The following is a 25,578-nucleotide window of genomic DNA, read 5'->3' as shown; positions in this document are numbered from 1 at the left end:
AGGTAAGGAGCATTGCATGATTCGTATGGCATTAAGATCATTTAACATACAAATGTATTGTTTGCTAGGGGTGATGGTATTAGGATGGCTTATGACACCTTTTTCAGCCCAGTTTGTAGGGGGGGGCATTGGCCTTTTAGTGAGTATGTATTGCGCCTGGATTTTAGGAAGGCGTATTGAAAAGTTCGGAGACAGCATTGTGAAAAAAGAAAAAGCGCCGATGCTTGGAATGATAAATCGGTTTGCAGCCGCAATACTCGGCGCGATTATTATGTATGAAATTGAACATCATGATTTCATGTGGACATTTGCTGCTGGAATTATGGTTGGGTATTTCTTAATTATTATTAATTTAGGATATTACAGCATGAAAGATGTGAAGGAATAAAGAGTTGTGTGAATCACTAATTTGGATGACTTACATGTATAAACGTAAAAGCTTTCCTTTATGGAGAGCTTTTTTATTATAAAGAAAAGACACCCTGAGGTGCCTTTCTCCGACTTGAACCATTTTCATTTAATACGAATCTATCCGTATTACCCCTTTGTTATAAATGTAAACACAACCTATAAAACAGAATCGTTTATATACACCAGATTGTTAGTTCATAAAATAAAAGAGATTTGAGATCAGTATCGGAGTAACGCCACATCCCCTATAATGATTGATATGTTACGCCTGTCAAAAGAATCTGCTTTATAGAACATGTCCACAATTCATATTTTACTATATTTAATATTCATTAAGTGTATTTTTTCACTAATATGTATAATTACATAAAGTTTACGGGGAAAAGAGAGTATACTTTAATATTGTGTAATAAAGATAAAGGCCACCTACGGAAATAGGGGGCCTTTTAACGTAAAAAGAAAAGACACCCATATATGAGTGTCTTTTCCGATAGTTTTTTAGCAGAAGCAAGAAGCTCCAACGATGATTAATAAAATAAATAATACAACTAATAAAGCAAAGCCTCCAGAAAATCCACAGCCGCCACAACTACCACCAAATCCCATAATAGTTCCTCCTTTTAATAAGAGGGGAAAACAAAAGGTCACTCATGTATTTTAACGGATTCAATTTACTTTATGTTTTTTACGCAATAATTGAGCAGGTCCTTTTGAAAATAAAAAAAGACACTCTAAGGTAACTTTGTCCAACTTGAACTACTTTCATTTTAATAATATCGTTCTAAGTTTAAAAACTATAGAGATTTTTCCTGTGGGCTTTGTAAGTAGTTTTTACGAAATTATGAGTGTTTTTTATTTTGTATTTCAATCAATTCATCTTTAATCATTTGTATATAATGTTCTTTTTCTGTTAGTTCAAATATAAATAATGCTTTTTTCATGTTATTAACAACATCTTCTTCATCATGTTGTTTAATCTTTAATAAATACTGACCTTTTAAATAGAATAGTTCACCTAATAGGTATAAAGTGTTTAGATTAATAGCTAATTTGATGCCCTTATCAAGGTGTTTTATTGCTTCTTCATGTTGATAGGTGAAGTCTAAACATTTTGCTAAATTTAAAATAATTTTTAATTTAATTTCTTTATCTCTAGGAAAATCTAACTTATTAAAATTAGTTAAACATTTTTTTAACATATTAATACTTTTTTCGTATTCTTTGTTTTCCGCATACAATATAGCAGTTGATTGCATAATATCTATTTCTCTTTCTGATAAACAATCAACATTGGTTAAAGTTAGTTTTAATGCATTATTAAGAAGAGTTAAAGCCGCTTTTGTTGAGTTATTCACACGATATATAGCAATTGCTTCATACCATATTAGAAATTGTTTATCTTCTGTTAATTGGAAATTGTTTTCGTTTTTCTCTTTTTTTACTATTTCATAAAGTTCTTTATATTGTTTTTGCTTTACACAATCTCTCATTACATATTTTACATTTTTTACGTATTTTAATTTTTTGTTTTGAGTTAGTGCAAATATATTATTTGGATCAACACCAAGTCTTTCTGATAATTGATATAACAATATGCTAGATGGATAAATCATACCTTTTTCTATCTTGCTAATTTGACTTTGTGAACATATGCCATGACATAATTCGGATTGTGATATATTTTTTTTAATTCGAAGTTCTTTAATGGTAATACCCAAATCACAAAATTCCATTTTTCCCCCTACTATTTAGCGCTTTATTAGTATAATAATATTCTCCATCCTTAATGTAATGTAAAATTAATATAGTTGCAATTATTGTTTTTTAAGGCCTTTTTATAAAATTTCATTATAAAAGGCTCCTTCTTCCGAATCGAACCATCATGCATAAGTATAAAATTACATAAAACCCACCTACGGAAATAGATGGGCCTTACTATTAGGTGTTACTCCTTCATTGTACAGAAGGGAATTTGCTAGCATATCCTTAAAGTTCTTACATTGAGAAATAAAGAAAAGACACCCTGAGGTGCCTTTCTTCGACTTGAACCATCTTAATTTTAATAATATTGGGATTCTCATCCCAATATTATTTTACCATGTTAAGTTATTTTATTCATTGAGAAATATGTTTCAAATATATATTTTATTGGGATTTTTTTATATAAGAGGCTATATTTAAACTATATGTAAGTTTTTTAATAATAATATCTTATGAAATTCTGTTTCTCCCCTTTAAATGTAACAATTTATGAGTATAAGAATATTTTTCAACTTTTAATATAATGTAAAATTAGTATGGAACTTATTTTATGAAAAAACGTTAACCGAAAGAGAGTTTGAATTGGCTATTTGAAGAAATTAATAATATCATGTGTGTTGGCTACATTCTGTCTAAATATGGTAGGATGTTCTAATAGTATGGGTACACTAAGGGATAAGTCTAAAAATTCAACAACTGTGAAGTGTGAACGTATCAACAAAGCGTGGTACAAACATATGTAATAGTTTAAAGAAATTTGAAACGGTTGATGTTAAAGGGCATAAGGAAAAATTAATTAGGCCGATAGTAGATGCTGATAATTGGAATAATGATAGTACTTAGAAATCCAATGAAAGCTTTTCTATTCATATTGTTTATTCCTCTCTTTTGTTGATCTACATAGTAAAAGCACTCATCTGAGTGCTATCACTTACTTCACTACTTTGTTCATAATCCCCTTATAAAGGTAATGTGAACTTTAAAAATGTTTATTGTAGATTTTTTGTTTTCATCTGTTCTTCATAAACAAACTTAGCTGTCATAAAATCGTTAGGAAAATCTTTTAATGCGTTTTTCATCATGTTCAATTCTTCTTGTGATTTTATTTCAATGCCATATAAGAAATCGTACGCTTTCGTTTGCTCACTAGCAACAAAGTTTTGAGTCATGTAATCATCTTTGAAGTATTGCTTCGCTTTTTCCTTCACTGGATTTGCAAATGAACCTGTAGATTGTTGTTGTTTAACTTCTTCTTTCTTTTCCGGTTGAGCAGCAGGTTGTTGCGTTTCGCGCTTTTATTCTTCTTTTTTAGGTTGTTCTTTCTTTGCTAATTCTTCTTTTAATCTTTTCACTTCAGCATCTAGCGTTTTATTTTGCGTTTCCAATAGTGATATATCCCCTTTTAATTTATCCCGCTATTTGTGGGGCTGCCCGTAAACGCCCGATTGGTGAAGGCTAATAATCAGTGGGGATGAACAAAACCCCCACTGATTAAAGTTTCACTTTATCAATCTCTTTAGATTTATCATCAGTTTCTTTATAAACGATATCTAATAGTATGTTGATCTTTCACATGAAAATTTAGAGCTAATACCATTCCTGTTATGATTAGCAAAATGAAGATACAGCTGATACTCCAAATACAGCCAACGGTCGTAGAAATGGTCTTTTAACATATTAATCCCCACCCCTCAAGTATGGAACGATATACTTGAGGGGGGATGGGTGATTACAATCATGCTATTAATAAGAACCCCATAAATGATAAACCATTCCACTAACAAAAAACACTAATCCTAAAACCAAAACAATTATAGCAAGTATTCCATTTTGATTATGCTCCATAAAGTAGCTCCTTTGAGATTTATTTTTAACCCGCATTAACTGCCTGTAAAAGCCTGATTAAAGTTTCACTTTATATACAAAAAAGCCTTTAGTCGTAATTATGGCTAAAGGCTTTGAGCGTTATACTTTTTAGTTTGGAAAATCTTATAAGAAGAATAACCTGTATGTTATATAGAGAAGAATTTATAATATTTTTATCAAATTTGGAACTGTAATGTACTAGCTTGATAATGAAGCTGGACTATTAGAATTGAAAAATTTTAGTTTTATTATAACTAATAGAAAGGAAAGTAGTGTGAATAGAAATCCACTCCAAATAAGCTGGTGAATACCTAAGTTTGAAATGAACCAGCCTCCAATAGTTGTTCCTAAAGTAATTCCGAGATTTGAGAATGAAACGAATAGGCTATTACCAAATTCAGGTGCTTCTTTTGCTTCACTTATTAACCATGTTTGACCAACAATTAATCCGCCAGCATGCACGATTCCCCAAATGAATACTATAAAAATCATTGGAATAAGGTAGGAACCTAAATAATAAACTAATATGTAAACAACAGAATATAGAATAGGGAACGATATTACGGTATTTGCTACGCTTTTTTGCAGGAGACTACCAAATAAATGATTACCTAAAATCATAACTATACCAAATATGAATAGCATAATACTGATGAGAGATCCATTCATGGAAGTTACTGTTGCAAGGTATTCAGCGAAGTAGCTGTATACGGAAAACATGGCTGCAAAAAGGAATGTGACGGTTAAAATATTTAACCATAATCCTGGTTTGCCGAGTATACGAATTTGTTTGCCGAAAGACATTTTTTCTGTAACAGGCATAGAAGGAAGTAGGAGTAGTATTCCAATGAATGCAAGAGTGTTAACGAATGCTCCGAATAAGAAAGCCATTTCGAGTGAAAATTGGTCTGCAAGGTAAGAGGTTAGTGGTACACCTAAAGCGAAACCAACAGTAATTCCCATGAAAACTTTTGTAACTGCTTGACCACTCTTTTCTGGAGGGACAAGTTTAGCAGCTGTTACAAGAGCGATTGAAAAGAAGAGTGGATGAAGCGCTGCCGGTAAAATACGAAAAATAAGCATGATTTCAAATTGTGTTGTATAAGCGTAGATTAAATTTGAAATAACAAATATGAAAATTGCTGTTAATAAAATTATTTTGCGATTAATCCCAGAGACGAGCAAAATTAAAAACGGACCAGAAATAGCAACAACTAGTGCGAATATACTTACTAAAAATCCTGCTTGTGCAGTTGAAATGCCGAATTTCTGAGTGATTTGTGGTAATACACCGACAATACCCATTTCGGTAGTAATAATTCCGAACACACCTATTGCGAGTGTCAGAATAAGTAAAGGATTTACTTTTTTCATTTATAAAACTCTCCATTCGTACTAGTATTTTGAAAGTAAATTCATTAATAAAGAAGCATTATTGCAAGCATGATTGGATGTCAATATTATTAGGACTATGTAATTTGAAATACAATAACAGATATCTAAATAATTAGATATGATGTGTTAAAAAAATTTCTCCTTTCCATGTTTCTTGCTTTTATAGGTAGTGCAATTTTATAAAAAAGCAGAATGTGTGAAGGCTAATAATCAATTGGTATGCTAATTGATTATTAGCTTTCACTTTATAATTCGTTTTGGACGTATTCAGAAAACTCTTGTATTGTTTTTTCATTTCGACGATAGTAAGTCCATTTTCCAATTCGGTCAGAGTCTAGTAGTCCTGCCTTTTTCATAGTTAATAAATAACTAGAAATAACCGATTGGGCTAAACCAGTTTTAAGCTGGATATCTCCTACACATACTCCAACTTGAAAGTTAAGGCCTTGCTCTAGATAAGGTTTTTCATCGAAATAGTTTTCTGGATTTTTCAACCATGATAAAATTTGACATCTTGTTTCATTTGACAATGCTTTATAAATTAATAAAGGTTCCATAAGGAAATTATATCTACTTTTACAGATTTGTAAATGGGTTTTGGTGATTTTAAGGGAAGAAGGTATAGTTGATCCCTTTGAATAGGCATAAGGTGTTCTTGATCTGTACTCTTTGTAAAGGACATTCTAAAAAAAGTTAGGTAACCTAAAAAAGATGATTTCTGTATGCAAACAGGAGTCATCTTCTTTAAATTCTATTGATAGCAAGAGTGATTATAGTACGTCATATATTTCTTAATTTCATGTTTTAACTGAACAAACGATTCACATGATTTTATATATGTTTCATCGATTAAAGTACTACGAGGATTACGTGCAAAAATGATAATCTTGTTACGTTCAAGCATGTTGTTGCCTAGCTATCAATGGCGGATTCCTAAGAAGAGTAATAATAAAACCCAACTGAAGATTTAAGAAAAATTTTATGTTTCCCCCACTTTTTATTTTAGAAGTTTTTCCTATCCTATAAATGAGTTACATCATGAAGGAGACTAAAAACGACAAAGTCATAGATGAAAATGTAAAGTTAGGGGATTCTGCATGCATACAGAAGTTTTGATGAGTTATTTGTATACTTATTTCTTTACTGTTATTTTTTGTATTGTATTTCAAATTGGATTTTATTTTAAAACGAAAAGAACTATATCTATTTGGCATTTTCTATGGGTGTATGTTTTTCTGTTTTACCTTTCGCTAGTGTATGGGGTGACGCAGATCGCGACAGTATGGGATATAAGTAGAAATGAAACGTGGATTCGTGTAAGTCAAATTAACTTGACTTTATTTGATACTGCAGGTAGTACTGCATACCTTTTGAACATTGTACTGTTTATGCCGTTAGGTTTTTTATTACCGACTATTTGGCCGCAGTTTAGAAAAATGAAAAATACTATATATGCGGGATTCTTTTTTTCACTTGCAATTGAGTTAAGTCAATTACTAAATAGTAGAATTACAGATATTGATGATGTATTTACGAATACTCTCGGGGCGATTATTGGGTATGTATTATATAGAGTTTTATTTAAACTGATAGATAAAAGAGAGGGGAAAAAGCTTGATACTAACACTTCTCTAGTTATACAATACGAAGCTGTTTTTTATTTGGTTTTCTCACTTGTAGGTGTGATGTTAATTTATTATCCTGGAGACCTGTAATCTTCCAATGAGATGATTACGAATTTATTTTTAACGCTCGTGCGATATTTCAATTTGTAAAAAAAGCCTTTAACTGGCTATAGCTAAAGGCTTTTATCATCATAATTTTAGTTACCAATTACCCACTCCAACATCCGCATTCAGCCACTTCACCCAATCCAAATCCTCTATCTTAAGCAAACTGAGCGAAACACCCTTCATATCTAAAGAAGTTAGCAGTGTACCGACTTTTACGAACTTCACTTGTAATTTCTCCAGCTCACATAAACGGCGAATATCATTTGCGAAAATGTATTGTTCCATTAGCGGAGTTGTGCCGAGTCCATTAACGAGGATGGCGAAGTTGTCACCTTTTCTCCAGCGGTAAATGCTTTTTAGTTTGTTCATTAGTTCGATTGCTAATATTTCAGAAGAGGATAGTGCTTCTTTACGGTAACCTTTTTCACCATGGATGCCGACGCCGTAAAACACTTCATCTTCGTTTAATGTGAATGAAGCTTTTCCTTTTACTGGATCGTTGGCAGGGGAAAGGGCAACTCCTAATGTGTGTAAGTTTTTGATGACAGCTTGCCCGATTGTTGTTAGTTCTTCTAAAGAATGTCCACTCTCAGCGGCCGCACCAAGTATTTTTTGAACGAAAACAGTGCCAGCGACGCCGCGTCTTCTTTTATTAAAAGAAGCATCATCTTCAATTGAAACGTCGTCATTTACGATGATGTGGTCAATTTGTCTTCCTTCTTCTTTGGCAATTTGCTTCGCCGCTAGAAAATTCTCAACATCATCTTTAAAGTTTTTAATGATGAATAAAATACTTTTATCCTTTGGTATAAGGTGAGTAGCTGCGACAATTTGTTCTACTGTAGGCGGAGTGAAAATACTGCCATTTACTGCCGCTGTAAGCATTCCTTTTCCTACATAACCAATATCAGCAGGTTCATGTCCGCTACCACCACCGCTTATAATAGCGACGTCTTGCTTCAGTTTGTCGATATCTTTTACATAAATGATGTTGTTTGTTTCGTCGTAATTTACTTTGTCGTTATGTTCAAAATAAAAGCCATGCAGCATATCTTGAACGATATGTTGTACATCATTCATAATCTTTTTCATTGCTTTTGCCACCCTTTAATTACTTTGCTGATTGCTCCAGTAATAGTAGTAATTGATTGTTGATCATATTTTTCATGAGAGAAGACATAATGGAAGGATCTACTTCGCATTTGCTTTCAATCCAATCTTTTATCGTTCCAACGAAGCCGTGACTATAAAAGGAGGCAATCGTATTTTTTGTCTCGTCAGAAAGGCTGAATCCACAGCTCACGGATAGTTCATCAATAATCTTCATATATAAGTTTTTCGTATGCTCAAATAAATAGTGATTAAACGAGTTTTGTTCAATGACTTTAAAAGCATTTCGGTAAAATTTTTGATTTTCATAAAAGTAATCAAATAATAAATCGAAAATGTTTTCCCACGTTTCATAGTCGAGAAAGTCGATAATGTTTTCTTTCGTTTCTTCTCTATAAATCCAGCTTAATAGTTCAAATTTATCTTTAAAATGATAATAAAAAGTTTGCCTACGCATTTGACAGTGTAACATAATATCGCTTACTGATATTTTATGAAACGACTCTGTTTCCATTAAATATTTCAATGAGTTCGCGATTATCTTTTTAGAAATTATAGAAGAGGTCATCTGAATCATCCCTAGAATGTAGTAATATAAAAATCCTATCTATAAATGAGAGCGGTGTCTTTAGACAGATTGTCCATTTTGTCCGTTTACTATAAAACGCTTTCATTTTAACATGGTTAGTAAGAAGAAGATTTCAAATATATCACAATATATTAAAGGAATTGAGGGAGAATCACAATGAAAAAGATTATAAACAAACCAGAAACATTAGTTATGGAAATGTGTAACGGGATGGTTATGGCTCACCCAGAGCTTGAGCTTTTGAAAAAATATAAAGTAATTAAGAAGAAAGAAATGAACGAAAACAAAGTAACGTTAATTAGTGGCGGCGGTAGTGGTCATGAGCCAGCACATGCAGGACTAGTCGGAAAAGGAATGTTAGATGCGGCAGTGTGCGGAGATGTGTTTGCTTCTCCTTCGCAAATTCAGGTATATCAAGCAATTAAAGAGACAGCTAGTAAAAAAGGTACGTTATTAATTATTAAAAACTACAGCGGCGATATTATGAATTTCAAAAACGGTGCGCATTTAGCGAAGGAAGATGGAATTGAAGTCGATTACGTAAAAGTTGACGATGATATTGCGGTAGAAGATAGTCTGTACACAGTAGGACGTCGCGGCGTTGCGGGCGTTATTCTCGTTCATAAAATTGCCGGCGCAGCAGCGGAAGCAGGTATGGATTTAGGCGCGGTGAAAGCTGTAGCGGAAAAAGCAGCGGCTAACGTGCGTACAATCGGTTTAGCGTTAACTTCTTGTACAGTTCCAGCGAGCGGATCACCTACTTTCACACTTGCGGAAGATGAAATGGAATACGGCGTTGGTATTCACGGCGAACCAGGAATTAAGCGTGAAAAAACGATGTCAGCTGATGAGTTAGCTAACCGTATGACAAATGATTTAATAAAAGATTTAGGAGTAAAAGATGGCGAGGAAATTGCGCTTCTAGTAAATGGTTTTGGTGGTACACCACTGCAAGAACTATACTTATTTAATAACGCAGTTACGAGAGAATTAGCTGCTAGAAACATTAAAATTAATAGAGTATTCGTCGGTAACTATATGACGAGTATTGATATGGCTGGTATGTCTTTAACAGTGATGAAGTTAGATGATGAGCTAAAAACATTACTATCGAAAGAATGTAATACACCAGCGTTCAAAGTAGATGGACCAGTTGAAAGTGTAGAGTACGTGAATGTACTTGAAGAGGCAGAAGAGAAAGAAGTTTCATTTGAAATAGAAACAGCGGAAGAGCACGCTGTGATTAAAGATAATATCATTACATTAAACAACATGATTTATCTCGTTGATAAAATGAGCGACATTATTATTAAAAATGAAGTACCGTTCTGTGAGTTAGATACACATGCAGGTGACGGCGACTTCGGAATGAGTGTTGCGAAAGGATTTAAGCAATTAAAACGTGAGTGGCATTCTATTGTAGAACAAGAAAATGTAACGATCGGATCATTCCTTGACGGTTGTTCCATGATTATTATGGAACATTGCGGCGGCGCATCTGGTCCAATTTGGGGCGGTGCATTCCGCGCAGCTAGTAAAGCAGCAGGCGAGAAGCGTGAGTTAACAGTGAAAGAATTTGCTGAAATGTTGCAAGCAGCACTGCAAGGCATACAATCTATCGGTGAAAGATCGTTCGGTAGAGGTGCAGTAGTTGGTGATAAAACACTTGTTGATGCACTTGCTCCATGTGTGGATTCTTGGTTAGCTAGCGCTTCAAACGAAGTAGACATGAAAACTGCCTTTGAAAAAGGTGCAGAAGCAGCCGTTAAAGGAGCAGAGTACACGAAAGAAATCGTAGCTCGCATGGGCCGCGCCGGTACAGTTGGTGAAAGAAGTTTAGGCTATCCAGATGCAGGTGCACATGCGCTTGGAGTTATCTTTACGGAGATTGCGGGTAGTTTGAAATAGGAATTAGAAGATCCCCTCTGCCTTAAGGTGGAGGGGATCTTTATTTATAATCATCATTCTTCCAGTGAAAAATTTTATTTGTTAGCCAATCTAGAAGCTGCTTCTTCAACTTCTTTATACGCATTTTGTAATACTTCATTTGGATCTAGTACTGCTGTTCCTTGTGCACGAACGATTTGATAATCTTCAATACCAAAGAAATTAAACATTGCTTTTAAATATTTATGAGAGTATTCCACTTCTGTATACCAATCATCATTTGTATAGATCCCGCCACTTGCTTGTATAACAAGCATTCTTCTTCCATCTTTAAGTAATCCAACTGATCCAGTTTCAGTATATTTAAATGTTTCACGTGCAATCATGATATTGTCCATGTAATCTTTTAACTTTGATGGAATATTAAAATTGTGCAAAGGTAATACGATAACATACGTATTTGCACTTTTAAATTGTTGTAAAATTTCGGACATACGCTCTGTTACTTTTTGTTCTTCATCAGTTAACTTTTGTCCATTTCCTTGCTTTTCCCATGCACTTAAAACAGTTTTATCTATCATTGGTACTATATCATCGTATAAATTAATTTGTTCAATCGGTTCATTATTAGGAATTAATTCTTTATAAGATACTAAAAAGTGGTTAAGAACTTTAATGCTGACTGATGATGTATCATCCACTTTTGGATGTGCGTTTATGATAAGTGTTTTGTTCATTTGTATTTCCCCTTTTTAAAAGTTTTTACGTTTTAATTGTCGACAAAGTTAATCGTCGATTAATTTTGTCTTTAATATAAGCTCTGAAATTATTTTTGTCAAACGAAATACATACTATTCGAAAAGAGCCTTTTTTTATTTGACTAAAATTCTAAATGGTCCTAAGATACAATTTGATAACCCTTAAAATAAAAAGCAGGTGATTTGTATATGCAGTATAGTGTTGGGGTTGAATATGCCTTGCATTGCCTAGTTTATTTAATTAACACTCCTTCCAAGGAAAGTGTCGGAATAAAAGATTTGGCAGAGTTCCAAGGGCTTTCTGAAACATTTCTTTCAAAAGTTTTCGGTAAATTATCTAAAGCTGGCATTGTAAATTCTGTCCCAGGTGTAAAGGGCGGGTATAGGTTAGCTAAGTCTCCAGAAGATGTTTCTTTTTGGGATGTAATAGAAGCTGTCGAAGGTCCAAAACCTATTTTTCAATGTAAAAATATTGTACAGAATGGTCTACTATATCGAGACGAGGCCGAGGCTTGCAATTCTTGTGAACCTAGCAATTCTTCTTGTACAATTAACTTAGTAATGCTTGAAGCAGAAGAACACATGCGTGAGTTTCTTCGTAAAAAGACTCTTGCATGGTTAGATAAAGAACTTGATATTGTTTTACCTGAAAAGATAAGGGTAGATACTCGTGAATACTTCAAACAAAAAAACTCTAACTAAATCGCCATGACGAATTAGTTAGAGTTTTTTTGTTTTTTAACATGAATGCCATCATGTGAGTTCCTAAAAATATGGAATTCACGTTGCTTAATTATATTTTTTAATCTTCGTGATCGATTTCTATTGTGCCTGTTCTAGCGCTAACTTTTAAAACATTCAATAGATTATCAGGTGTCTTGATTTCCACTTCATATTCGAATTGAGATTGTGTTAAGTTGTCATCTTCTAATTCAAATTCTTTTTTCACATGAATAATTTCTCCATTTGTTTGTGCTAAAGCAATTTCACGAACTTGTTTTTCTGTGTAGTTGTCATTCTTTTTTGCATAATTGTAACCCATACCAAAATATCCACCAACAATAGCAATACCAATTACTAAAGTAGCAATTACACTTATCATTATTTTCTTTTTATGTTTTAACATTTTCATTCACTCCTTAATGATTAATCATCTATTCCAAATCTTGCTTCAAGTGCATTTTCTGCTTGCTCTAATTGATCTTCCAGTATATCTTGTTCTCTTTCTTGTGTTTGATATTGTTCAACAGTTATCGTTCCAGCGCGATAATCTGCTTCTAGCTGATTATCAGATAAATCTATTTTGTCATCTAATTGGTCAATTTCTTTTTTTGCTGCTAAGTACGTATTTAAGTCCTCTTCTTTTGCTCCAACTGGTTTTGTGTTATGTGCCTTTTCTATAATAGATGAGACTTCATTTTTGAAATCTTGTATTTGCTTCGTATCATTCGTAGCAGGCTCTGTTTTGTTTGGTTCTTTTTGTAGTTGAGCAACTTCTTTTTGTAATTTATCATTTTCCGCTTTCAGTTGTTGTACTTCTGTATTGTTATCAGATTGAGTAGAACAAGCTGTTAAGAATAAACAAGACATTGCTCCAATTATTATCCAGTTTCTCATTATGTTTTCCTCCCTTTAATTGAGCACCTTATCCTTGCCTTTATATTACTGAACAAACATTAAAGGAAGATTAATGTGCCAAAAAATAAAATGATATAATTAAATCGTTTCTAATCTTTCTTTAATGTTTTGGAACTATAGTGATATATATAATAAGAAAAAAGGAGGATGCTAATGCGAGTTCTTATTGTCGAAGATGAACAAGACTTACAAAATATATTAGTAAAACGATTAAATGCAGAATATTATAGTGTCGATGGATGTGGGAATGGAGCAGATGCCTTGGATTATATAAGCATGGCTACTTATGACTTGATTGTGCTTGATATTATGATTCCCCGAATAGATGGGTTACAAGTGTTACAAAGATTACGCGCAGACAATAATACAACTCCTGTCTTGCTTCTTACAGCTAAAGATACAATTGATGATCGCGTAAAAGGACTCGACTTAGGTGCGGATGATTATTTAGTAAAGCCATTTGCTTTTGATGAACTATTAGCAAGAATTCGAGTGTTGATGCGAAGAAAAACAGGGAATACCTCTAATGTGTTTGAAATTGCTGATCTAGTGGTGGATTGCAATATGCATAAAGTAACAAGGGGAGAGCAGGTTATTAATCTTTCCAGTAAAGAATTTGCTATTTTAGAATATATGATTCGTAATAAAGAAGTTGTGTTGACACGAGATAAAATTGAGCAACATGTGTGGAATTACGACTATGAAGGTGGCTCAAATATTATTGATGTTTACGTCCGATACCTTCGTAAAAAAATTGATAGCCAGTTTGAAACGAAGTTAATTCATACAGTACGAGGCACTGGTTACGTATTGCGAGTAGAGTCATGAAAAAACTATCAATAAAAATGAGAGTAACCCTTTGGTATACGGGGTTAATTGTAATTATTATGGCACTCGTGTTAGCTTTTATTTTAGCTTCTTCAGATAAAGTTGTGCTTTTTAATATGAAAAATCAATTAAAGAGCACAGTAAAAGAAAGCATGGAAGATATCAAATATAAGCATGGGCAGTTAAAGATTGACGATGAGTTTGAAACTTTAGAAGATGGAGTAAATCTCCTCATTTATAGTAAGCAAGGTGAGCTACTGGCAGGAAATAGTCCAACAAGCTTTAATAAAAAGATATCGCTTAAATCCGATGAAATACAAACCATTAAAAATGGTAATAAAGAATGGATCGTATATGATTTTCTCCATAACGTAGGCGGCGATGAGCAAGTCTGGGTTCGTGGAATAATGACGATGAACCAATTATCATCAACGATGAATACGCTTATCGTGGTAACACTCATCTCTTTCCCATTACTTATTCTCATTGCGGCAGTGGGAGGATATTTTATTACGCAAAGAGCGTTTCGACCTGTGAAACAAATGAGTGATTCAGCTAGTGAAATTGGTGATGGTAAAGACCTTTCGAAGAGGATTAATTTACAAGGTTCATCGAAAAACGAAATTTATCATTTAGCACAAACCTTTGACAACATGTTTGAGCGATTGGAGAAATCATTTGAAAGTGAAAAACAATTTACATCTGATGCATCTCATGAATTAAGAACGCCAACATCTGTGATTATTTCGCAATGCGAATACGCCTTATCGCAGAGGAATAATCCGAAAGAAATGGAAGAATCTTTAGAAGTAATTTTAAGGCAATCACGTAAAATGTCCTCGTTAATCTCGCAACTTTTATTATTAGCACGAGTTGATCAAGGAAAGCATGATACTTTTCAATTTGAATGTATCAATATGAGTGAATTAACGGAAATCGTTGTAGAAGAGCTTTCATTAATGGTTCAAGAAGCCTCGATTGATATAACAACAAATATAGAGGAAGACCTGTTTATTAAAGCAGATCAAACATTGATGATGCGTTTATTAATGAATTTATTAACGAATGCGATTGCTTATGGTAAAGAGAATGGTAGTGTGAATATACAACTATGCCGTGATGGAACGAACATAATAGGTAAAGTCTCCGATAATGGCATAGGCATCAGCGAGCAACATATTACGAAAATATGGGAACGCTTCTATCGAGTTGATGCAGCACGAACATCTTCAAACATGGGAAACACAGGTTTAGGATTGTCGATGGTAAAATGGATTGTCGAACTACATGGAGGAGAAATTACCGTTGAAAGTAAATTAGGGGAAGGCAGTACTTTTACATTTAAACTACCAATTGAAAAACGAGCATAATGTATGCTCGTTTGTAGCTTTAGAATAAAGATGGATTTAAAAGCTCTCTTTAATCTTTATTTAAAAGTAAATGAAAGTAAATCGATTTAGTTATAAATTATGTTTTCAACATGATACAATACATTCCTTTTTAGTATGAAATTGAAACAACAAGAACAGATGATTAGTCTGTTTCTAACATCATAGATTTATATTTTCGAACGTGTTGCGCAAATGATTTCGGTGCGGAGTTCAAGGTTGAATGGGCTGAAGTTAATAAGTAGTCTGCTATATGTTGTCTATTAATTAGGAAAAGGGCACTCCATTGAGGGAGTGCCCTTTTCCTAATTAATGATGGTAACAGATAAAAAACTCTTTGTATTACCAGGAGTCACCGTGGCTTGATTGCATGTACATAATTGTACTAGATTTAGCCGAATCAACTTGTTTCTTAGAATCTGATTGTGAAGGGAATGCTAATCCAATAGATAATGCAACTGAAAGTGATAAACCTAAAATCGTTCCAAAAAGTTTTTTCATTATTTTAACGCTCCTTTTTCAAAAGTTTTTTCTTTAGCTTGATGACTAATATAAAAGTATTTACTAGCTTTTACAGTGTCGCTTTCTTCGTAAAACTTGATTGCTAATTTTTCAGTGTATTCTTGTGTGTAAGTATAGAGTTGTTGTGTGTCGAAAAATGAGATAGCTTCCAAAGATAATTCTTCGAGAATAGCAGCCGAAACACCTTTATTTATACAATCTAAAAGTTTGAAATGATATAGGTATTCTTTATTGTCTAGCTTCTCACAAATTGCTAATCCTCGTTCGATTAACTCGGCCGACTGTTCAAGTTCCCCAATCTTTAAATGTTCTCTAGCTTTAAGAAAAATGGCCCTAAAATGCTCTGGAGTTTTAGTTGTTACTTCTGATAAGTGTCGAATTGCTAAAGCGGATAAGTTTTGGCTACTATATAAAAAACCTAAATTATTGCGGACTCTTAATATTAGGGAATCCTCATTATTTTTACGTAAAATATCTATTGCAGAATTAAATTTTTCTTCTGCTACAGGGAATTGTTTTATATTAATACATGCTAAACCGTATAAGTTCTCACAAGCGGCAACATTATTTTCATAGCCATTATGTTTAGAGAAGATTTCTTTAGCTTTAGTCACATGTTGAATTCCTAATAGAGGTTGATAGGTATGAAGATAGAAGTTAGCAAAACGATAGCTAAACTCGGCTATTTCAAGATCGTCATGAATATGTTGTAATAGTGTTTCGGCTTTTTCGTAGTATTCCCAGGCTTCATTGTTGTTGGAAATTAGTGTGGCATGAATCCCTTTGAAAAAGTGATAATAATAAGACAACGATTCATTTTTTGGTATATCCAGTGAATCAATTGCCTGGAAGCTTGTGGGTGTGATGCTTAAATGATCGAGCAAAACTTTAAAGCGAAAAGTAAGAAGTGAGTAATGGAATAGTAAATTTGGATCTTCATTAATACTTTTTATGTGTGTATCAATCTCTGTTTTTAAATGTTTTGCTTCTTTTAGGTGCTGGGCACGTATCTCTTGATACCAATTATTTAAAAGTTGTGTGATTATATCTTTTGGTTTTAGATGACTTACCATAATTCTCCTCGCTTTCTACTATATTTATTTGTATATTGATATGTATATACTAGCAAGAAATTAAGTGTGTTAGAGTGATAGATAGCAAGAAAAAACTTTTTCAATAATTTTCTGATAATTTAAAAGGTAATTAGAATATAAATAAGATTCCTTAGATGGTGATCATTTATTTATTGCCAAAAAATAAGTGCATCGAGCAAGTATGACTATTGTACTTAAAACAAATAACAGCCTGTTTGTATGTTGTATTTCCTTAGTATTGTAAATAAGCATTTTACTCCATCGCTATCAATTTGAAAGAACAAGTGATCCCACTTTATGGTTATATGCAAAACTTAAAAAACATAAATAAGCAGAACCTTTGTATTTTGCTATCTTACGTATTTCATCCTGCACAAAAAATATTTCTCAACATTTTGTCCGTTGAAAAAGATTGAATATTCGTATTATAACGAATATTATGTTGTTATCGACAAAAAAACGATAATTTGCAGACACTGGGGAGGAAATGCATTGAAAAAGGATAAGAAGTTAAAACCATTATCAGTTTTAGCAACAGCGGCAGTACTAAGTAGTAGTTTTGCTTTTGGAAGTCATGCAGCGTATGCTGATACGCCATCATCTCTACCGATAGATGAGCATTTAATACCGGAGGAGCGTTTGGCAGAAGCGCTAAAACAACGGGGCGTAATTGATCAATCTGCATCACAAGCGGAGACGTCAAAGGCTGTCGAAAAATATGTTGAGAAAAAGAAAGGGGAAAACCCTGGGAAAGAAGTCTTGACAGGAGATAGTCTTACGCAAGAAGCTTCTGATTTTATGAAAAAAGTAAAAGATTCAAAAATGAAGGAAAATGAACAGGCGCAGCAGCCAGAAGTAGGACCAGTAGCTGGACAAGGTGCAGGATTAAATCCAGGGAAATTAAATGGAAAAGTACCTACTACATCAGCGAAGCAAGCTGAGTACAATGGAGCTGTCCGAAAAGATAAAGTACTTGTTTTACTCGTAGAATTTAGCGATTTTAAGCATAACAATATTGATCAAGAGCCAGGATACATGTATTCTAAGGACTTCAATCGTGAACATTATCAAAAAATGTTATTTGGTGATGAACCGTTTACGTTATTTGATGGATCGAAGATTAACACATTTAAACAATATTATGAAGAACAATCTGGTGGTAGCTACACAGTTGATGGAACTGTAACGGAATGGCTTACTGTTCCAGGAAAAGCTTCAGATTATGGTGCGGATGCTGGAACTGGTCATGATAACAAAGGTCCTTTAGGGCCACGTGATTTTGTGAAAGAAGCATTAAAAGCAGCGGTAGCAAAAGGGATCAATTTAGCAGATTATGACCAATTTGATCAATACGATCAAGATGGTGATGGAAATAAAAACGAGCCAGATGGCATTATTGATCATTTAATGGTTGTACATGCTGGTGTTGGTCAAGAAGCTGGTGGCGGTAAATTGAAAGATGATGCAATTTGGTCTCATCGTTCAAAACTTGGGTCAAAACCATATGCGATTGATGGCACAAAATCTTCTGTTTCAAATTGGGGCGGAAAGATGGCTGCATACGATTATACAATCGAGCCTGAAGATGGAGCGGTTGGTGTGTTTGCGCATGAGTATGGTCATGATTTAGGCTTACCAGATGAGTACGATACGAAGTACTCAGGACAAGGTGAACCTGTTGAGTCTTGGTCTATTATGAGTGGCGGTAGCTGGGCTGGAAAAATTGCAGGAACAGAGCCAACAAGTTTCTCACCACAAAATAAAGAGTTTTTCCAAAAGAATATGAAGGGCAATTGGGCGAATATCGTTGAGGTAGATTACGATAAACTTCGCACGGGAGTCGGTGTTGCAACATATTTAGATCAAAGTGTTACAAAATCAAAACGACCAGGAATCGTTCGTGTTAACTTGCCGGACAAAGATATTAAAAATATCGAATCGGCATTTGGTAAGAAGTTTTACTACAGCACAAAAGGAAATGACATTCATACAACACTTGAGACACCAGTATTTGACTTAACAAATGCAACGGATGCTAAGTTTGATTATAAGGCATTCTACGAACTGGAAGCGAAGTATGATTTCCTTGACGTATATGCGATTGCAGAAGATGGAACGAAGACACGCATTGATAGAATGGGCGAAAAAGATGTAAAAGGCGGCGTGGATACAACTGATGGTAAGTGGGTTGATAAATCATACGATTTAAGCCAATTCAAAGGGAAAAAAGTAAAACTGCAATTTGAGTATTTAACAGATATTGCAGTAGCTTATAAAGGATTTGCATTAGATAATGCTGCATTAACTGTAAATGGAAAAGTTGTTTTCTCAGATGATGCAGAAGGCCAACCAGCAATGACACTAAAAGGATTTACGGTGTCTAACGGATTTGAACAGAAGAAACATAACTACTATGTAGAGTGGAGAAATTACGCTGGTTCTGACACGGCTTTACAACATGCGCGTGGTCCAGTATTTAATACAGGAATGGTTGTATGGTATGCGGATCAAAGCTTTACAGATAACTGGGTAGGGGTTCATCCAGGTGAAGGATTCTTAGGAGTAGTAGATTCTCATCCAGAGGCAATCGTAGGGACATTAAATGGACAACCGACTGTGAAGAGCAGTACGCGTTATCAAATTGCTGATGCTGCATTCTCATTCGATCAAACACCAGCATGGAGAGTAGATTCGCCAACTCGCGGTATCTTTGACTATAAAGGATTACCAGGTGTTGCGAAATTTGATGATTCTAAGCAGTATATCAACAGCGTGATTCCAGATGCAGGACGTAAGTTGCCGAAACTAGGATTAAAGTTTGAAGTAGTAGGCCAAGCAGAAGACAAGTCTGCAGGTGCAGTTTGGATTCATCGATAAAATAAGGTGAAGTGAAGAGGAGCTGTCTCATAAGTTGGTGAAACCGACTTATGGACAGCTCTTTTTTTTATTGTAGAAAAGGGACCTTTTAGGAACTAGTTCATGGAAAAGAATGATATAAAATTTATCCCGCTATTTGCCGGGCAGTAAGACCCCCACCTCAAAATTCAGCGGAAGCAAAGAAGTTAGGTGGGGGTCGGGCTGCCTGTAAACGCCCGATTGGTGAAGGCTAATAATCAGTGGGGGATGAACAAAACCCCCACTGATTAAAGTTTCACTTTATTTTCAATACGAGTGAACAAACGTAAACTTAAATATTAGAAAATATAGATGAAATTCCGCTATTATACCTTTCAATAAAATAATAATAGCATTATATATTATAAGGAATGCTTGTCCTTAATTGTAAATGAAAGGGGGAAATTGATATGAGTTATGGCTATGGTTATTCTTCTAAAAAATGTTGTGAAAATTACAATGAAACGTTATCAACGGGTGTATTACGTAGACATTCTGCTACTTTATTTCTTACTGTTGATGCTATGAATGTTGATCCAGATGATACTCATAGAGTAACTGTTGAAATGTTTGATTGGTCATCTGGTTCTCCTGTATTGTTACCATTAGTAGATCCTTCTACACGAACATTAGCACCTAATCAATATGTTACTTTTCGTTCGGCAGCTCTTCCTCCAGGACTTTTTGCTTACGAAGTAAGAATAATTCATCCAAATGATAGAGATGTTGTTACGAATGTTTTTGGTCTTAGTGCAATCGTATTTAATCCACAAGAAGGAAATAATGTTTTACAACATGATTTAGCAAAATTAGACCTTAAATAGATTTTATAAAAGTCTAAATATGGAAATGGTTAAGTAAAGGAAGTAGGATGTAAAGCTACTTCCTTTACTTAACATCAACTATATAAAAAAATTTAGTGTCATCATCGGTACATAGGACAGCACGATTTAGCAAATCAATATTAACGATAGTCATATAATTAAAGAGTAAATAACCGTCTCCATAATATATAATTAATATTTCTTCTTCGAATGATAAGGAGCATAACAATAGTATGTATTTCGTTTGCTTGTATAAAGCAAATTGTATAAAGAGAAGAAGGATCTCCTTAAAGGAGATCCTTTTTACGTTTTATCATTTTTAAAGAAATCTTTCATCATTTTAGAGTGTTTCATGTTTAATGTCACAGCTTCTACTTTACCTTTCTTCTCATCTTTAGCGATTGTAATTTGCTCCTTATTATCGATCCAGACAAGAAACTCTTCTTTTGCGTCATCTTTATATGTAACGGTTATAGTAGAATGTGCCGATTGTTTCTTTTTTTGATCTAATGTAATTGTTTTCGAGGTTCCATTTTGAACTGCCGAAACGATAGGTTTTATCATTTCTTCATTGTCTGTTTGAGATTTGGAAATAGTATTATTTGTTGTTTTCAGTATTTCAATGTCTGTAATATTAGCGGAATTTAATTGAAATGTATTTTGTGTATGTTCTTGCTTAACTTGTGAAGCTTTATCTGTAGCCGAGGAGCTTGTACAACCTATTAAAGTGAAAGATAGAGCGGTTAGAGCGCATATAGATATGATTTTTTTCATAGTATCCCTCCTTATGTTTAATTATAACAATTTTCTGTTAATTTAGGTAGTTATTGTAAGGAGAAGATGTTTTAAAGTGGTAAATGATGTTGTTCATTTTCTATTAAAATTAAAATTCACATAACTTTTTTCATATTTTATGTTTAACATTTCGAAAATAGGTGTACTACATATAATATAACAAATAATTCATTTTAAAGGAGGAAGTTAAAGATGGAAACGAAGTATAGTAAACCTTTTGTATATGAATTTATTACGGAGAAAGAGGTCATGAATGCGGCAAATGATCTAGTGAAGAAAGGAATAGAACAAAAAGATATTTACGTGTTAACACATGAGAAAGAGAGGACAGATAGAATCGCAGATAATGCAGACGTGAACACGATTGGAATAAAAGAGGAAGGACTTGGGACAAGCATTATTAATGTCTTTCAAAAAACGGGAGATCAGTTAAGAAATAAGATGCAAGAGTTAGGACTTAATGAGGAAGAAGCTAACTTTTATGAAGAAAAGCTGGATGAAGGGAAAATCTTGTTATTCGTTAAGGATTTAGAAAGAGTCGGTGAATGGCTACAAGAAAGAAGATGCACGTATTCTCTTTAAATTTGTATCCTTTACATCTATAAATCTATTACGAAAAGGAGATTGGAAATATGAGTGAGAGCGGTCTAAAAGAACAAATTACGGGTAAAGTTGAAAAGAAAAAAGGACAAGTAAAAGAAGGGATTGGTGAAGTTACAGAAGATAGAGAGTTGAAAAATGAAGGGAAGTGGGAGAAGACGAAGGGAACGATAAAAGAAAAAGTCGGAAAAGTTAAACAAAAGATAAGTGATGGATTGGATAATAAAGAATAATACATGTTTATCAAGCTTTGGTTACATACCAAAGCTTGATAAATCAAATATAAAAACAATATAGGAGGTTTAATTGTGGGACTTATTATTACGTGTATTGTAGGTGGACTTATTGGTGCGTTAGCTGGAATGATTACGGGGAAAGACTTTCCTTTAGGTATAGTTGGTAATGTAATTGCTGGTTTAATTGGATCTTGGGTAGGTAGTGCGTTATTTGGTCATTGGGGTCCTGAATGGGGAGGCATTTTTGTTCTTCCAGCGTTATTAGGTGCAATCGTCTTTATTTTAATCGTTACATTCTTCTCTAGAATGCTACGGAAAGCGTAAGTATGATAATGAATAGTAATCTTAAGTTTATTATATATAACTATAAAGTGAATGAACTGATAAATATACATAAAAAAGCATCCAATTAAACTAATTTGGATGCTTTTTTTATGTAATCTGCATAGGAATGAGCGGGGGATGAAGGCCCCCGCTCATTGAAATTACACTTTTTATTATGTATTAAACCATCGTTACTTTTTCACAATTATTTATCCTTACGACCTGCCTTGGTTCTATATGAGATAAGTCCTCACTATTACCTATATCAACTACAATTGTATTCGTCAGTATGTTAATAATGGAACCAACTAATTTTGTAGCATGATCGTGTCGATAAGAAAATTGAACGAAATCTCCCTTTTTAAAGTTGTGCTCTTCCATAGATAGATCCCCCTAAAAATAATGTTTATACATTATACATACACAAATTTATAAGGTTTAAACATTTAGTAGTATTTTTTAAGTGTTAAGCCGAGAAAGGTGTAGAAAATTTATTTATAATGAAAATAAAAAAATATGTTTAAAATTAATTTTTATGGGTAATTAACATAGTAGTGGTTTGAGATAAGGGGGCGGAAATGATGAATTTGGCAATAAATATTTTGCAAAATGATGTAGGTTATACGGTACAACTTAATGGTGAGATTGATGCATATACGGCATCAGATTTAAAAAATAAGATGATGCCTATTGCAAGCGAAAAAGAAGTTCATATTGTAGTAGATTTTCATAACGTAGATTATATGGATAGTACCGGTTTAGGTGTTTTTATAGCTCTATTAAAAGCAGTTAAGAAAAATGATGGCAAACTAGAGTTTATTGGTGTATCTAAAAGACTAAAAAGATTATTTGATATTACAGGACTAACAGAAATATTAAATTTGAATTCCGATTTTGAAAAAGTAGAAAGAAGGTGACTAGGGATGATGGAGAAATTTGAAAAGATAGAAATGAAAATTCCTGCAAAGGCAGAATATGTGGCTATTATTCGTTTAACAATGGCTGGTGTTGCGAACCGAATGGGCTTTGCTTATGACGATATAGAAGATATGAAAATTGCTATTAGTGAAGCATGTACAAATATTGTACAACATGCATATAAAGAAGACGTTGGAGAAATTACAATTGTCTTCGGCCTATATGAAGATCGATTAGAAATTATGGTTGCGGATAATGGGGTTAGCTTTGATTTTAATAACTTAAAAAGGAAAGTTGGTCCGTATGATATTAGTAAACCAGTAGAACATTTGCCGGAAAATGGTTTAGGTTTATATTTAATTAATACGTTAATGGATGATATACAAATTATGCATGATGAGGGCATGACAGTTTTAATGACAAAATATATACAAAGAGAGCAGGTGGAGAATGATGGAAATCCAATCTCAACCTACAACTCTTACTAAAGAAGACGTTATTAAGCTAATTGCAGAATTCCAACAAAACCAATGTAATGAAGCACAGGAAAGGTTAGTTGATCATTATAAAAATCTCGTACATTCCATTGCATATCGCTATTCAAAAGGCGGGCCGATGCATGAGGATATTATACAAGTAGGGATGTTAGGGCTCTTAGGCGCAATAAGAAGGTATAATTATTCGATAGGGAATGCTTTTGAGCCGTTTGCAATACCTACAATAGTAGGCGAAATAAAGAAGTATTTACGTGATAAAACTTGGGGCATTCACGTTCCAAGGCGAATTAAAGATTTAGGCGGGAAAATTAAACTTGCGATAGAGGAGTTAACAGATCACCTGCAACGTTCACCGAAGATAATAGAGATTGCGGATCATTTAGGACTATCCGAAGAGGAAGTGCTAGAAATTATGGATGCGAAAAATAATTATCGAGTATCTTCCTTAGATGATGTAGTTGAAAATTCATCTGATGGAAGTTCGGTAGCGAGAATTGAATCTGTAGGTGAAGTAGAGCAAGGATATGAACAGACAGAAAGACGTCTCGTTTTAGAGGATATTTTTAACGTATTAAATGAGACAGAAAAGAGTGTTATTCATTATATATTTGGAGAAAATTTAAATCAAAAAGATACAGGGGAACGGTTAGGTATTTCGCAAATGCACGTTTCTCGTATTAAAAGACAAGCGATAAGTAAATTGAAGCAAGCTGCATTTTTAGATACATAAAAATTTTAAATAATTATGTTTAAAACATGAGGAAAGGGGTACTTATTAAGTATAGGAGGAGATATGAAAATGTCACACGATGTGAAAGAACTAATCAAAGGATTGAATGAAGATTTAGCAGGAGAATACTCAGCAATTATTATGTATAACCATAATGCTGCTACAGTTTCTGGTATATATAGACAAGTGTTAAAACCTTTCTTTGAATCTGAAATTAGTGATGAACAAGGACATGCCCTATATTTAGCGGAGAAAATTAAGACGCTAGGTGGTACACCTACTACGATCCCTTTACCAGTGAAACAAGTGGAAGATGTTCGAGAAATGTTAGAATACGCTAGACAATCAGAATATGAAACAATTAAGCGTTATGAAACGAGAAAAGAACAGGCAGCGAAATTAAATATGACAGAGTTAGTTGTAAAACTAGAAGATATGATTGCAGATGAAACAAATCATATGGAAGAATTAGATCGTCTTTTAAATGATAAAGCAATGGTGTTAAATTAAAAGTGGAAATTTACCCCACTTTAATGGGCAGTAAGACCCCCCACCTCAAAATGCAGCGAAAGCAAAGAATTTAGGTGGGGGGTTAACTGCCCATAAAAGTCCGATTGGTTCAACTAATAATCAGTGGGGGATGAAGAAAACCCCCACTGATTAAAGTTTCACTTTATAGAGTGAAAGAACAAATTCCTATTTCTAGGGGTTTGTTCTTTTGTTGTATAAATATGTTTGAGTACGAAATTTTCATTTTGTAACTGAGTATGTAATACTAG

General features: G+C 33.7%; 28 protein-coding genes and 3 pseudogenes. 15 read left to right on the top strand and 16 right to left on the bottom strand.

The genetic code is table 11. From position 1 onward, the window contains the following. Nucleotides 1–16 precede the first annotated feature (16 nt). A complete protein-coding gene (locus A6J74_RS11975) occupies nt 17–388 on the top strand; it encodes an ATP synthase subunit I (protein WP_000620621.1) in 372 nt (123 codons plus the stop codon). Nucleotides 389–909: 521 nt separating this feature from the next. Here the strand turns inward: A6J74_RS11975 and A6J74_RS11970 are convergent. The 6 genes and pseudogenes from A6J74_RS11970 to A6J74_RS30425 all read right to left on the bottom strand — a co-directional run. Continuing rightward, a complete protein-coding gene (locus A6J74_RS11970; RefSeq protein ID WP_000505673.1) occupies nt 910–1,017 on the bottom strand; it encodes a YjcZ family sporulation protein in 108 nt (35 codons plus the stop codon). A 233-nt stretch (nt 1,018–1,250) separates the two neighbouring features. Beyond that, entirely contained in the window at nt 1,251–2,144 is an 894-nt protein-coding gene (locus A6J74_RS11965) for a helix-turn-helix domain-containing protein (protein ID WP_000393589.1), read from the bottom strand. Nucleotides 2,145–3,161: 1,017 nt separating this feature from the next. After that, a pseudogene (locus tag A6J74_RS30205) lies at nt 3,162–3,581 on the bottom strand (Branched-chain amino acid permease); the annotation flags it as partial. A gap of 655 nt (nt 3,582–4,236) precedes the next feature. Then, nucleotides 4,237–5,412 carry an MFS transporter gene (locus A6J74_RS11955; protein WP_000757556.1) on the bottom strand — a complete coding sequence of 392 codons (1,176 nt, stop codon included), beginning with the start codon at nt 5,410–5,412 and terminating at the stop codon, nt 4,237–4,239. Nucleotides 5,413–5,678: 266 nt separating this feature from the next. Next, on the bottom strand, nt 5,679–5,990 hold the full coding sequence (locus A6J74_RS11950) for an ArsR/SmtB family transcription factor (protein WP_000433544.1): 312 nt from the start codon (nt 5,988–5,990) through the stop codon (nt 5,679–5,681). A 194-nt stretch (nt 5,991–6,184) separates the two neighbouring features. Continuing rightward, a pseudogene (locus A6J74_RS30425) lies at nt 6,185–6,286 on the bottom strand (TetR family transcriptional regulator); the annotation flags it as partial. A gap of 244 nt (nt 6,287–6,530) precedes the next feature. Here A6J74_RS30425 and A6J74_RS11940 point away from each other — a divergent pair. After that, nucleotides 6,531–7,148: a VanZ family protein gene (locus A6J74_RS11940; RefSeq protein ID WP_000556726.1), complete on the top strand. Its 618-nt coding sequence runs from the start codon at nt 6,531–6,533 to the stop codon at nt 7,146–7,148. A 111-nt stretch (nt 7,149–7,259) separates the two neighbouring features. Here the strand turns inward: A6J74_RS11940 and dhaQ are convergent, their stop codons facing one another. Further along, nucleotides 7,260–8,258, bottom strand: coding sequence for a DhaKLM operon coactivator DhaQ (gene dhaQ / locus A6J74_RS11935; RefSeq protein ID WP_000723337.1), 999 nt, complete (start codon nt 8,256–8,258; stop codon nt 7,260–7,262). A gap of 19 nt (nt 8,259–8,277) precedes the next feature. Next, the gene (gene dhaS, locus A6J74_RS11930; RefSeq protein ID WP_000204220.1) at nt 8,278–8,844 is read right to left on the bottom strand and encodes a dihydroxyacetone kinase transcriptional activator DhaS; all 567 of its coding nucleotides are present in this window, start codon (nt 8,842–8,844) and stop codon (nt 8,278–8,280) included. 177 nt (nt 8,845–9,021) lie between these two features. On the opposite strand from dhaS, the gene dhaK reads away from it, so the two are divergent. Then, on the top strand, nt 9,022–10,773 hold the full coding sequence (dhaK, locus tag A6J74_RS11920; RefSeq protein WP_000720708.1) for a dihydroxyacetone kinase subunit DhaK: 1,752 nt from the start codon (nt 9,022–9,024) through the stop codon (nt 10,771–10,773). A 74-nt stretch (nt 10,774–10,847) separates the two neighbouring features. On the opposite strand, the gene A6J74_RS11915 is transcribed toward dhaK, so the two are convergent. Next, nucleotides 10,848–11,489 (bottom strand): FMN-dependent NADH-azoreductase, encoded by a 642-nt coding sequence (locus A6J74_RS11915; protein WP_001044357.1) that lies wholly within the window; start codon nt 11,487–11,489, stop codon nt 10,848–10,850. A gap of 210 nt (nt 11,490–11,699) precedes the next feature. Between A6J74_RS11915 and A6J74_RS11910 the strand changes: the two genes are divergently transcribed. Next, nucleotides 11,700–12,212: an RrF2 family transcriptional regulator gene (locus A6J74_RS11910; RefSeq protein ID WP_001200345.1), complete on the top strand. Its 513-nt coding sequence runs from the start codon at nt 11,700–11,702 to the stop codon at nt 12,210–12,212. A gap of 100 nt (nt 12,213–12,312) precedes the next feature. Here A6J74_RS11910 and A6J74_RS11905 read toward each other — a convergent pair whose 3' ends face one another. Then, the gene (locus A6J74_RS11905) at nt 12,313–12,636 is read right to left on the bottom strand and encodes a PepSY domain-containing protein (protein WP_000912147.1); all 324 of its coding nucleotides are present in this window, start codon (nt 12,634–12,636) and stop codon (nt 12,313–12,315) included. A 20-nt stretch (nt 12,637–12,656) separates the two neighbouring features. Beyond that, the gene (locus A6J74_RS11900) at nt 12,657–13,127 is read right to left on the bottom strand and encodes a hypothetical protein (RefSeq protein ID WP_001246804.1); all 471 of its coding nucleotides are present in this window, start codon (nt 13,125–13,127) and stop codon (nt 12,657–12,659) included. 174 nt (nt 13,128–13,301) lie between these two features. Between A6J74_RS11900 and A6J74_RS11895 the strand changes: the two genes are divergently transcribed. Together A6J74_RS11895 and A6J74_RS11890 are read left to right on the top strand one after the other, a co-directional pair. Then, nucleotides 13,302–13,976 carry a response regulator transcription factor gene (locus A6J74_RS11895; RefSeq protein ID WP_001264540.1) on the top strand — a complete coding sequence of 225 codons (675 nt, stop codon included), beginning with the start codon at nt 13,302–13,304 and terminating at the stop codon, nt 13,974–13,976. Continuing rightward, nucleotides 13,973–15,346, top strand: coding sequence for a sensor histidine kinase (locus A6J74_RS11890; protein WP_000736486.1), 1,374 nt, complete (start codon nt 13,973–13,975; stop codon nt 15,344–15,346). Before A6J74_RS11895 ends, A6J74_RS11890 begins: the two co-directional genes overlap by 4 nt. Before the next feature lie 360 nt (nt 15,347–15,706). Here A6J74_RS11890 and A6J74_RS11885 read toward each other — a convergent pair whose 3' ends face one another. Further along, a complete protein-coding gene (locus tag A6J74_RS11885) occupies nt 15,707–15,865 on the bottom strand; it encodes a hypothetical protein (RefSeq protein WP_000732342.1) in 159 nt (52 codons plus the stop codon). Further along, a complete protein-coding gene (locus A6J74_RS11880) occupies nt 15,865–16,959 on the bottom strand; it encodes a response regulator aspartate phosphatase (RefSeq protein WP_000253567.1) in 1,095 nt (364 codons plus the stop codon). The genes A6J74_RS11885 and A6J74_RS11880 overlap by 1 nt, the downstream gene beginning before the upstream one ends. A gap of 513 nt (nt 16,960–17,472) precedes the next feature. Here A6J74_RS11880 and A6J74_RS11875 point away from each other — a divergent pair. Next, on the top strand, nt 17,473–19,857 hold the full coding sequence (locus tag A6J74_RS11875) for an immune inhibitor A domain-containing protein (protein WP_000710824.1): 2,385 nt from the start codon (nt 17,473–17,475) through the stop codon (nt 19,855–19,857). A gap of 428 nt (nt 19,858–20,285) precedes the next feature. Further along, nucleotides 20,286–20,699, top strand: coding sequence for a BtaA family protein (locus A6J74_RS11870; RefSeq protein WP_000120218.1), 414 nt, complete (start codon nt 20,286–20,288; stop codon nt 20,697–20,699). Nucleotides 20,700–20,763: 64 nt separating this feature from the next. Here A6J74_RS11870 and A6J74_RS30420 read toward each other — a convergent pair. Together A6J74_RS30420 and A6J74_RS11860 are read right to left on the bottom strand one after the other, a co-directional pair. Beyond that, nucleotides 20,764–20,931, bottom strand: a pseudogene (locus tag A6J74_RS30420) (YolD-like family protein); the annotation flags it as partial. Nucleotides 20,932–21,002: 71 nt separating this feature from the next. Further along, entirely contained in the window at nt 21,003–21,473 is a 471-nt protein-coding gene (locus A6J74_RS11860; protein WP_000720845.1) for a hypothetical protein, read from the bottom strand. 213 nt (nt 21,474–21,686) lie between these two features. On the opposite strand from A6J74_RS11860, the gene A6J74_RS11855 reads away from it, so the two are divergent. The 3 genes from A6J74_RS11855 (at nt 21,687) to A6J74_RS11845 (ending at nt 22,654) form a co-directional block, all read left to right on the top strand. Beyond that, nucleotides 21,687–22,076 carry a YflT domain-containing protein gene (locus tag A6J74_RS11855; RefSeq protein WP_000448820.1) on the top strand — a complete coding sequence of 130 codons (390 nt, stop codon included), beginning with the start codon at nt 21,687–21,689 and terminating at the stop codon, nt 22,074–22,076. Nucleotides 22,077–22,126: 50 nt separating this feature from the next. Next, nucleotides 22,127–22,327 carry a CsbD family protein gene (locus tag A6J74_RS11850; RefSeq protein WP_000004263.1) on the top strand — a complete coding sequence of 67 codons (201 nt, stop codon included), beginning with the start codon at nt 22,127–22,129 and terminating at the stop codon, nt 22,325–22,327. 75 nt (nt 22,328–22,402) lie between these two features. Then, on the top strand, nt 22,403–22,654 hold the full coding sequence (locus A6J74_RS11845; protein ID WP_000522903.1) for a GlsB/YeaQ/YmgE family stress response membrane protein: 252 nt from the start codon (nt 22,403–22,405) through the stop codon (nt 22,652–22,654). A gap of 180 nt (nt 22,655–22,834) precedes the next feature. Here A6J74_RS11845 and A6J74_RS11840 read toward each other — a convergent pair whose 3' ends face one another. Continuing rightward, on the bottom strand, nt 22,835–23,035 hold the full coding sequence (locus tag A6J74_RS11840; protein ID WP_000391008.1) for a hypothetical protein: 201 nt from the start codon (nt 23,033–23,035) through the stop codon (nt 22,835–22,837). Nucleotides 23,036–23,232: 197 nt separating this feature from the next. Here A6J74_RS11840 and rsbV point away from each other — a divergent pair, with 197 nt between their 5' ends. The 4 genes from rsbV (at nt 23,233) to A6J74_RS11820 (ending at nt 25,309) form a co-directional block, all read left to right on the top strand. Next, on the top strand, nt 23,233–23,571 hold the full coding sequence (gene rsbV / locus A6J74_RS11835; protein ID WP_002038093.1) for an anti sigma b factor antagonist RsbV: 339 nt from the start codon (nt 23,233–23,235) through the stop codon (nt 23,569–23,571). Nucleotides 23,572–23,577: 6 nt separating this feature from the next. Next, complete coding sequence (gene rsbW / locus A6J74_RS11830; protein ID WP_000970214.1) at nt 23,578–24,060, top strand: anti-sigma B factor RsbW; 483 nt, start codon at nt 23,578–23,580, stop codon at nt 24,058–24,060. Continuing rightward, nucleotides 24,023–24,799 (top strand): RNA polymerase sigma factor SigB, encoded by a 777-nt coding sequence (gene sigB / locus A6J74_RS11825; protein ID WP_002109574.1) that lies wholly within the window; start codon nt 24,023–24,025, stop codon nt 24,797–24,799. Before rsbW ends, sigB begins: the two co-directional genes overlap by 38 nt. A gap of 69 nt (nt 24,800–24,868) precedes the next feature. Next, entirely contained in the window at nt 24,869–25,309 is a 441-nt protein-coding gene (locus A6J74_RS11820; protein ID WP_000017770.1) for a ferritin-like domain-containing protein, read from the top strand. Nucleotides 25,310–25,578 lie beyond the last annotated feature (269 nt).

Origin of the sequence: Bacillus sp. FDAARGOS_235 (assembly GCF_002073415.2) — a bacterium.
GTDB classification, from domain to species: domain Bacteria; phylum Bacillota; class Bacilli; order Bacillales; family Bacillaceae_G; genus Bacillus_A; species Bacillus_A toyonensis.
This window is presented reverse-complemented; position numbering and strand designations above follow the sequence as displayed.